Below are 1,973 nucleotides of genomic sequence, written 5' to 3' on the forward strand. Positions count from 1 at the left end.
CGCGAGTTGTCTGTATTGAAAAACCAATTGGCTTAGGGAATAGCGTTGAAGTAATGGGTGAAAAAGAAAATCCTTTTTACGCAACAATCGGCTTCAAAGTTGAACGGAGTGAACTTAACTCTGGCATAACGTATAACTTAGGCGTTGAACTTGGATCACTACCTTTAGCATTTCATAAAGCGATTGAAGATACTGTATTTCAATCGTTAAAACAAGGTTTATACGGATGGGAAGTTACTGATATTATCGTCACATTAACACATTCTGGTTATGCTAGCCCTGTTACAACAGCGAGTGACTTTAGAAACTTAACACCGCTCGTTTTAATGGATGCTTTAAAGCAAGCTGAAACATGTGTATATGAACCATTAAACGAATTTGAATTAACTGTACCAGAGCACGCAATTAGTACCGCAATGTATAAGCTAGCTGCCATACCAGCAACTTTCGCAGAACCTATATTAAATAATGATTCTTACCAGTTAACTGGATCATTACCTGTTGTGAAAACAGAGAATTTTAAACAAATGCTCCATTCATTTACTGAAGGAGAAGGTATCTTCACAACAAAGCCAACTGGTTTTACAAAGCTTACGGCTCCMTTCCCTACTCGAAAACGTGTTGACTTTAATCCGCTGAATCGGAAAGATTATTTGCTTCATGTGTTGAAGGCTTACTAAACAAAAGAGAGGTGCMATTYGCACCTCTTTTTGCATGTRTTGATARRTTAGTTTKTCCTAACAACTTCTTTAAGTTTTTCTATTAYTTTYGCTATMGCTTCRATYGAATTCTCCGTTTCAAATTCCCCAACATTTAAAGAATGGTTTGCATTTTTAACAATCTCAATCTTTAAATTGGATTGCTCTAATCGCTCCATTTGACTTGCATTGTATTGATGATCTTTGTCTCCAATTACTAAAAGCCCGTCGTGATGACTATGTAAGATGGACTCAAAAATCAAATCAAACGTCAGTAAAGGTGTAAGTAGTATCATTTTTGATTGTGCAAATTCCTCTTTCTTCATTAAATCATTTGCAATCGGGATTGTTCCGAGTGATTTTCCTAAAAACATCGAATCGTTGTATTGTCCATTTCTTAGCACTTCATTAATAATAGGATTAATATCATCCATCATTACTTTCGTTACTTCTTCCATTGGTTTTTCCATTAACTGTCCATCATAGGAATAATGAATATGTACTACATCTATTTTATTTTCAAGCATAAGCATTGTTGCATAATAGAATAATGGTTTATCATAATTGTARCCKGAACCTGARAACATAAARCAAAYYGTATTAGAACCTTTTTCGATATGTGTGTAACGAATGACTTTWTCRTCTATATGTATYTCYTTTTTAGTCCCCTTCACCGTTTTCCCCTCCAARCACGCTTACTTTTGTAAAACGATATGTTCTGTATGAACTGATACATCCTTTACTTTATCTTTTATAAACGCTGGCTGTAAGTTATACGCATCTAACTCTTCTACCGGCACCCACTTAAATATATATTTTCTACCTGCTTCTTCAAGAATATATTGATCCGCCCCATTTGCAGGTAATTCATGCAGCTCTACTTCATAATAAAAACTAATCTCATGGAACTTTCGCTCAGAAAGGGTGAAGAAATTTTCTACTGACCATATTAATCTCTTCACTTTAATAGGAACACCCACTTCTTCTGTAAGCTCTCGTTTTAAYGCATCTTCACTATTTTCTARCATTTTCACTCKTCCGCCTGGTACGTACCAATACTYTTCACCTTCATCTTGMAGGATGAGTATTTTATTATCSTGTTTRCAAATTGCTCCGACTCGGTAATTAAAACATGTTTCCTCTACTTTAAACGTAAGATCCACAACAAACCCCTCCAATGTATGATTACAAAACTATTATGTATGTGCTGTACAAATAAGATTACTAAATTTTTCTATTTTATTCAATAATTTTCGAACTTTCCGAAAACTACAC

The 1,973-nt window shown here is 34.6% G+C and carries 3 protein-coding genes; 1 reads left to right on the forward strand and 2 read right to left on the reverse strand.

Annotation, left to right across the window (positions count from 1 at the left end; translation table 11 throughout):
- On the forward strand, positions 1-680 hold a 680-nt coding region (locus AC1DJR_RS28085; protein ID WP_477004057.1), incomplete at its 5' end, for a hypothetical protein.
- A gap of 47 nt (positions 681-727) precedes the next feature.
- Here AC1DJR_RS28085 and AC1DJR_RS28090 read toward each other — a convergent pair.
- Positions 728-1,372: an alpha/beta hydrolase gene (locus tag AC1DJR_RS28090; protein ID WP_477004058.1), complete on the reverse strand. Its 645-nt coding sequence runs from the start codon at positions 1,370-1,372 to the stop codon at positions 728-730.
- Positions 1,373-1,393: 21 nt separating this feature from the next.
- Positions 1,394-1,861: an NUDIX hydrolase gene (locus tag AC1DJR_RS28095; protein ID WP_477004059.1), complete on the reverse strand. Its 468-nt coding sequence runs from the start codon at positions 1,859-1,861 to the stop codon at positions 1,394-1,396.
- Between the last annotated feature and the right edge of the window lie 112 nt (positions 1,862-1,973).

Source organism: Bacillus sp. 05T31 (assembly GCF_056396725.1).